Source organism: Ruminococcus flavefaciens 007c, from assembly GCF_000571935.1.
Taxonomy (GTDB): Bacteria; Bacillota; Clostridia; order Oscillospirales; family Ruminococcaceae; genus Ruminococcus; species Ruminococcus flavefaciens_F.
In genome coordinates this window covers 75629-82484 of sequence record NZ_ATAX01000017.1, presented here as the reverse complement: position 1 = coordinate 82484, position 6856 = coordinate 75629, and the positions used below count along the sequence as shown (strand labels likewise).

The 6856-nt window shown below is 46.7% G+C and carries 6 protein-coding genes; 1 reads left to right on the top strand and 5 read right to left on the bottom strand.

Annotation, left to right across the window (positions count from 1 at the left end; genetic code table 11):
* From RF007C_RS05950 to RF007C_RS16390, 5 genes are all read right to left on the bottom strand, one after another.
* On the bottom strand, nt 1–510 hold a 510-nt coding region (locus RF007C_RS05950; protein WP_037298119.1), incomplete at its 3' end, for a restriction endonuclease subunit S.
* A complete protein-coding gene (locus RF007C_RS05945; protein WP_037298116.1) occupies nt 500–2005 on the bottom strand; it encodes a type I restriction-modification system subunit M in 1506 nt (501 codons plus the stop codon). The genes RF007C_RS05950 and RF007C_RS05945, both read right to left, overlap by 11 nt.
* A gap of 226 nt (nt 2006–2231) precedes the next feature.
* Nucleotides 2232–2864 carry an SOS response-associated peptidase gene (locus RF007C_RS05940; protein ID WP_051456553.1) on the bottom strand — a complete coding sequence of 211 codons (633 nt, stop codon included), beginning with the start codon at nt 2862–2864 and terminating at the stop codon, nt 2232–2234.
* 14 nt (nt 2865–2878) lie between these two features.
* A complete protein-coding gene (locus tag RF007C_RS05935; protein WP_037298113.1) occupies nt 2879–3436 on the bottom strand; it encodes a thymidine kinase in 558 nt (185 codons plus the stop codon).
* Between the two features lie 5 nt (nt 3437–3441).
* Nucleotides 3442–4323 carry an XRE family transcriptional regulator gene (locus tag RF007C_RS16390; RefSeq protein WP_051456552.1) on the bottom strand — a complete coding sequence of 294 codons (882 nt, stop codon included), beginning with the start codon at nt 4321–4323 and terminating at the stop codon, nt 3442–3444.
* Between the two features lie 433 nt (nt 4324–4756).
* Between RF007C_RS16390 and RF007C_RS05925 the strand changes: the two genes are divergently transcribed.
* Nucleotides 4757–6685: a helix-turn-helix domain-containing protein gene (locus RF007C_RS05925; RefSeq protein WP_037298110.1), complete on the top strand. Its 1929-nt coding sequence runs from the start codon at nt 4757–4759 to the stop codon at nt 6683–6685.
* Nucleotides 6686–6856: the final 171 nt, after the last annotated feature.

The following is a 6856-nucleotide window of genomic DNA, read 5'->3' as shown; positions in this document are numbered from 1 at the left end:
CGCAGTATTTAAGGATATTCTATCGTCAATGCTCCTAAGAACCGAGCCTATAATCTGTTGTGTTTCTAAGTCAGGTAAATTGATTTCAAGGTTTTGAAGCACATCGGTTTGAACACGTTGCCTACCTGATGAACCCACCATAGATTTTATTGCAGGCTCGCGCACAATAGGGCTACATACAAGATAATAGACAAAGTCTTCGTCTGAAATGCCGTTTATTGCTCTAAAAACTATATATTCCGTAGAGCCGAAACCGACTTCATTATCCCCTAACACATTTACTTTGGCGGTTTTTCCATTTTCAAGGCAAGGAGTTATTCTTGCCATAATCGTATCGCCATTCCTGAATTTTGTACCGCCCTTATATTCTAAAAGCTCATAAGACGGAACATCTCTTGTGAAAGGTTGGAGAACAGACATATCAATTTTCTTTGCTATTACGCCTTTTTTAATGCTTTCACGAGGATTGAATAGGACAACATCACCGAGCCTTACTGTTTCAAATGTCATACCCAATCGCCCCCAGCTTCTCCCTGATCTCGTTTTCAAGCTCATGGGACTTTGCGAACATCTCCGACAGCTCCGAAGTCAGGCGCTTCATCTTCTCGTCAAAAGGCTCGCCGTCATCTTCCTGCTCCTCAATGCCGACATAGCGGCCTGGCGTGAGAATATAATCCTGTGCAGCGATAGCCTGAATGTCAGCCACCGCACAGAAGCCCTTGACTTCCTCTAATGTGCCGTCCTGGAATGCCTTGAAGGTATCAGCGAGCTTCTGAATATCCTCGTCTGTGAAGTCACGGTGCTTGCGGTCAACCATATAGCCCATTTTACGGGCATCAATGAACAGCGTTTTGCCTTTCTGCTTCTTGCCCTTTGTGATGAACCACAGAGTTACAGGGATAGTGACGGAGTAGAAAAGCTGTGTCGGCATCGCCACGATACCCTCAACCAAGTCGGCTTCAATGATATTTTTACGAATATCGCCCTCACCGCTGGACTGCGTAGACAGCGCACCATTCGCAAGCACCAGACCGATCTTGCCATTCGGTGCAAGGTGGTGTATCATGTGCTGTATCCACGCATAGTTAGCGTTTCCGGCAGGCGGGACACCGTATTTCCAACGAATATCGTCTTTTAGCTTATCCTGTCCCCAGTTGGAGAGATTGAAGGGCGGATTTGCCATGATAAAGTCGGCTTTCAGGGTCTTGTGCAGATCATTGAAGAAAGTATCAGCATGATACTGTCCGAAATCCGCATCAATACCCCGGATAGCCATATTCATTTTAGCCATTTTCCATGTATCGGCATTGGATTCCTGTCCGTAAACAGAGATATTGCCCCTGTTTCCGCTATGCGCCTGAATAAATTTCGCACTCTGTACGAACATACCGCCGGAACCGCAACACGGATCATATACACGGCAGTTCTCAAACGGACGCAGTATCTCAACAAGGGTACGAACCACGCTTGACGGAGTATAGAACTCACCGCCCTTGACACCTTCATAGGCAGCAAACTGAGCGATACAGTATTCATAGGTGCGACCGAGCAAGTCCTTGCTGTCCTCAGTGTCGGTCATATCCATATTGGTGAACAAATCGACCACATCACCTAGAACACGTTTGTCAAGATCGGGGCTTGCATAATTCTTCGGCAGAACATTCTTCAAGGTCTTGTTTTCTTCCTCAATAGCCCTCATAGCATCGTCAATCACAGAGCCAATCTCAGGAGTGTGAGCAGCAGCGGACACCACAGACCAACGAGCCTTTTCAGGCACGAAGAAGATATTGTCCATAAGGTATGCGTCAGGCTCGTCCTCGAAGCCGTCACCCTCAGCCACAAGTTCGTTATAACGCTTCTCAAAAGCACTCGATATGTAACGCAGAAAGATCAGTCCTACGATAACTTTTCTGTATTCGGCAGCCGGAATATGCCCCCACAATACGCAGGCAGCGTCCCAGATCTGCTTTTCAAAGCCAATATTGGCGGTATTCTTTTCAGCCATAGTATTTACACCTCTTAAAACTATGCTTATAGCCATGTATTATATTGGTTATTATAGCACAATCCGCTGATTTTTTCAATACACGATCCGCACTTTTTCGTCTAAAAAGTAAATGTATAGTACTCAACCGCAAGCGCATCTTTGCTGACAATATCGAGCAATTGTCAAGCAAAACAAGGCTCTGTGCCATGATTCCAAAAAGGTGTCACAGCATAGAGCCTTAATTTTATCCTGTTTTTTCAAAACACATCTCTGTCAAAGCTCTCCGGCTAACCTCCTGCGGATTTCCGTTGGGCTTTATCCAGCTTTCAACATCCTCTCGCTGCAGTATCATGGGCATCCTATCATGAATTTCTCTCAGCTCGCCAATAGCATACCGTGTGAGAACTGAGAAAACAGGAACCTGCAGCCCATTACGCTCCTCAAACCGATATAATCCCGCCAGCATAGTCGTATGGCTGTCTTTCGGCTGTATCAGATACTTATCGCCGACCTTAGAACGTTTCCCATCCGGGCTTCTGAAGTGTTCCCACTCAAAATACCAGCTACAGGGAATCACGCACCGCCGCCGGAACCATGAGTCCTTCCACATTTCCTTCTGACTTGCTGTTTCAAGGCGGCAGTTGACTATCGGTGCATCAGTTGCTTCGTGGCTGAAGCCCCATATCATTGGGAAAACTGCAACCCTGCCTTCTTTATTCGGCGCAAGAACGGCGGTGACATCGGTCGGTCGCATCTCGCCGGACATGGTCAGCGGCTTACCGAGATGCCTCATCATATCATCTGCTAACTTCAGTTTCTGCGCTCTGGTGATAATTGGAGCGTAATATGCAGGCTCCACATAAAAGCGAGTACACATATAATCACGACCTTTCAGCCCTCGATCTTTCTCTGCTTATAGTGTTTCCTGCAAAGCGAAATATAGCTCTCGTTGCCGCCGAGCTGTACCTGTTCGCCCTCTGTGACCATCTCACCGTTCAGCAGCCTTGCATTGAAATGCGCCCGCTTGCCGCACCAGCAAATCGTCCGTATCTGCTCAATATCGTCTGCAAGCTCCATGAGCCGCTGTGCTCCGGGAAACAGATGACTCTGGAAGTCTGTCCGCAGGCCGTAGCAGATAACGGTGATGCCGTAGGTATCGACAAGATCGCTGAGCCTGTCAATGATCTCCGGCGCAAGGAACTGTACTTCGTCAACGATAATGCAGTCATAATGCTCACCGCTATAGTTTTCAAGAAAATCCTCTGCAAATTCGCAGGGTTCCTCCAGACCAATACGGGACTTTATCACTTTTGCACCATCCCTGTCCTCACATCGGGGCTTCAGAAGGACAACCTTCTTATCGCGTTCATAGTAGTTATATCGCACCATCAGCGCATTGGCGGTCTTGGAGCTGCCCATCGCACCATAACGGAATATCAGTTTTGCCATAGATTTTACTCCTCATCGTCCTCGTGCATGGCGTCGTATCGCTCAGCATCTCTCTTGCTTGCTATGGATGCAGGTTCAAGGATACCGAGAACACGCCCGATCAAAATGACATTGTCATATTCTGTGAACGTCATAGTATCATATATTTCATTATACGAAACCAGACCTTCCTCTTCATATATCTTTATATATGTACTGTTGCCCACCATAAAGGCTCCGACCTCGCCGTATTGCAGTTCAGGACAGCCGGGATACTTCTCCACAAGAACAAGGTCGCCATCGTGGTACTCAGGTTCCATACTGTCTCCGTTGACCGGAAATACAAGGTCTGCCTGTCGTATTGCTGCGTTCGTATTCGGATACAGATAGATCGGCGTCCCGTGATCCTCAAACTCAGCACCAACGTCAAAGCCTGCAGCAAGCCCCTTGTCGCAGCATACCAGTTTGATAATTTCCGGGAAGCTGCCAACGGTTTCTGCTGTCTCAAGCGAAGAGAGCAGGCTGTCAACTGCAAGCTGGTGTGGATACGACAGTCCACGGTATCTCTCTACCATAGACTTCTCCTTATCCGTATAGGTATCTTGCTTGTTTTCAATGCCATATAGTTCATACAGCGTGATACCAAGTGCTTCACAGAGCTTGGGAACAACACTGAAATCCGGGCGTGTTCTTCCGTTCTCCCAGTTACTGATAGCATTAGAGGTCACGCCGATCTTTTCTGCGATCACTTTCTGATCTATTTTTTGACGCTCCCTGTAGTACTTGATGCGTCCTCCGACAGCATGAGCATCCTTTCGGTGTGCAGGATCAGAGATATTACTCTTTTTCCCTGCACTTTCCTCCCTCCCCTGTGAGACTGAGATATTCGATTTTTTATGCTGCTTCATAACAAAGCTCTCCCTTCAGCAAAACCTGATAAATGTCAATTTCCAAAACGAACAAATATTCTTATTGAAATCTGTGCAACTCTACAAAGTTTATCAAAGACTTTTCAACGCCAAAATTGTTAGAACTACAAAAAATGCCGTAGGCATTGTATCTTTGACTACATTATAGCACACTATCAGTGTTTTGTCAACTTAAAATTGTGCTTGCATTTCGTTTGAGAGTGTGATATAATGGCAATATCGGTATTCCGCCCGGGGAAAAACGAGACATCGATCTGCCTTCGGTGTGCGGCAGGACAAGCTCATCCCGTTTATGCTCAGAATACCGTCAACTTCGCCATCAAACCACTTCGCCACTATATATAGAGAGATACAGAACAAGAGATAGGGACAGTATCAAAGAAACACAAGTCGCGAAAACAGGAGGGCGTAAATGACTATATACCTTGACAGAGGACCTTTTCTCACGATTCCCGACAAGCTGCATCCGGGGCAGTACAAAGTGATCCGTAACCCGGACTGGCATGGGGAACTTCCGGAGATCGTGTCCTTCACCGATTTTCTCAAATGGAACTACACACTGGAGTATGGCCGACACATCCGTGAACTACACTACTATCGTCAGCTCCCGCTGCCGTGGGGTGTTCCGAGGGAGGCCGATATCGAAACTGTCATCATAGAGGAAGGCAGATATGACCGCATAGACCACGATTCCTTTGATATGTATGTGATCTGCAATGTCGTGTTCGATATGAACGGGTACAGGCAGTGTCAGAAATATATCGTACACGGTTATTACTGCTCCAACGGCGGATCGGATTTTCTGTGTGATGCAGAAATATACAACGGGCAGTTTATCCGACTGAATAATCCTCTGGATGAATTTCTGGTGCCTATCCTTTCAAAGAAGGATTTTGAGAGCATAGCTCAGGAGATATTTGACGGCTTTTATCCCTATAAATCGAATTATCCAGGCTGCATCAATACATTTGTGATTGCGAGGTTTATGGGTCTTGACATAAAGTATGCCCGTCTTTCAAAAAACGGCAAGGTCAAGTCCAAACTGATCCTTGATAAGCGGGATACGACCGTCTATGATAAGGACGGCAAAGCAATCAAAATGAAAATTGGCGGTCCTACGATCCTTGTGGATGAGTCTCTGGAGGAGGAAGAAGCTCAGAACGCTATTATTCATGAGTGCGTTCACGCTTACCTTCACAACCTGTTCTATGAGCTGCAGAGCTATTATCGGAAAATGGTCGGCAGGAAGATGCCGGAGTTCAATGACTATTTTTACTCCAAAACACAACGCAGTTGCCTGAAATGGATGGAAACGCAGGCAAATGCGATCCCGCGCTTCATTCAGATGCCGGAGGAACAGGCGTCCGAGGTCATTCTGAACTTCTTTGAGAAGCTCCCCGGCGAGCCTGATTGGGACGATTACAGAGAACTGATCGATCTTGTAAAATGGAAGTTCGGAGTATCCCGCAATGCTGCGAAGAAGCGTATCGTTGAACTGGGGTGGCCGGAAGTACGCGGTGTGTATGTCTACAACACCACAGGATATGTCGAGGACTACGATGTAGAGCTGAGATTCCCGGATGATTATACCTATACGCTGTCGTTCAGTCACATCTCCGATGTATTTGCATCCTGCGATACCTTCGCAGAGCTTGTCCGTTCCAAGAAGTTCATATATCTGGACGGTCATGTTATCATCAACAGCGACAGGTATATCCGCAAGGAACACGGTATCGCTATGGGCTTGACCGAGTATGCAAGACATCATATGGCAGAGTGCTGTCTGGATTTCAAACGTGTCTATGCAGAATTTGACTACAGCTATACCTATGGCGAGCTGCATAAGGACGAATTGACAGAGATCACAGCTGAGAATCGTTCGTTCAGCGATGAGCAGCGAAAGAAGATCCGCATGGCAATGTATGAGATATCTGAAGAAAACGATAAGCTCGCCGTTCCTTCAGCTGTCAACGAATTCGGCAAGGCGGTGCGATTCCATATGGAAAGATGCGGTGTTACCTCAGATCAGGTCGCAGACCGCAGCGGTATGGGCGTGAACACTGTCAACAAGATGCGCAGCGGCAAGAAAGTGAAGCTTGAAACGGTGCTGGCATTCTGTGTAGCTTTGGAGCTTGAGGAGTCGTTCCGTCTTGACCTTATGCAGAAGGCAAAAGTCGAATTCGACATGGGTAATCCTGCCCACCGGCTGTATGTGACAATTTTCGAGCTGATGCCGAAGGCAAATGTATACCAGATCAATGATCTGCTGAAGGCAGAAGGCTTTACGCCGTGGACGAGAGACTGTGAGGAAAAGAAGCGGTACGCTAAGAAAAGTATGTAAAAACGACATTTTCAGGAGGCTTTCGAGCCTCCTTTTTTATACCCTGAAATAATTTTATGCAGCCCCCGGAAAAAATGGGGGCGATTTGCGTTTTTGAAACAGTTTAGAAATAGAATGTTCATATAATATCCATCTAATTTAGATAATGCGAACAACTACGGACTAATGCAA